The sequence below is a fragment of the Actinomadura rugatobispora genome, assembly GCF_042656285.1.
Lineage (GTDB): Bacteria > Actinomycetota > Actinomycetes > Streptosporangiales > Streptosporangiaceae > Spirillospora > Spirillospora rugatobispora.
This window is the reverse complement of sequence record NZ_JBHSON010000283.1, coordinates 1-661: the sequence shown is the minus strand read 5'-3', so window position 1 is coordinate 661 and position 661 is coordinate 1. Positions and strand designations below refer to the sequence as shown.

The 661-nt window shown below is 55.4% G+C and carries 2 protein-coding genes; both read left to right on the top strand.

What is annotated here, in order from left to right:
• A partial coding sequence (locus ACFPZN_RS56370) for an AMP-binding enzyme (RefSeq protein ID WP_417281738.1) occupies nt 1-246 on the top strand: 246 nt, incomplete at its 5' end.
• A gap of 82 nt (nt 247-328) precedes the next feature.
• Nucleotides 329-661 (top strand): ribonuclease D (locus ACFPZN_RS56365; protein ID WP_378293702.1); only part of this gene is annotated, 333 nt, incomplete at its 3' end.

Here is a 661-nt window from a genome sequence, read left to right as displayed (position 1 = left end):
CTGGAAGTGGCGGCCATCGGCGTGCCGTCAGGCAGCAGCGGCGAAGCGGTGAAGATTTTCGTAGTCAAGAAAGATGCTGCGTTAACCGAAGAGGCGCTGATTACGTTCTGCCGTCGCCATTTGACCGGATACAAGGTGCCGAAGCTGGTGGAATTCCGTGATGAACTGCCGAAATCCAACGTCGGGAAAATTTTGCGGCGAGAACTGCGTGACGAAGCGCGCGCTAAAGTGGACAATAAAGGCTAAGTAACGAATGAGTCGCCTGACGCCGGCTACGCCGGCGTTTTTTATGGGCGCAAACAAAAGAGAGTCCGATTTGAATTACCAGATGATCACAACCAACGACGAGCTGGCTTCGCTGTGCGAGGTGACGCGTGAATTTCCCGCTATCGCCCTGGATACGGAATTTGTCCGCACCCGAACGTACTATCCGCAGCTGGGTCTGATTCAGATGTATGACGGCAAACACGTGTCGTTGATTGACCCCCTCGGCATTACCGACTGGGCGCCAATGCGCGAGCTGTTGCTGGATACCGCCGTGACCAAATATCTGCACGCGGGCAGTGAAGATCTGGAAGTATTTCTCAACACCTTTGGCATCATGCCGCAGCCGCTGATTGATACCCAGATCCTCGCGGCGTTCAGCGGTCGTCCGCTCTCC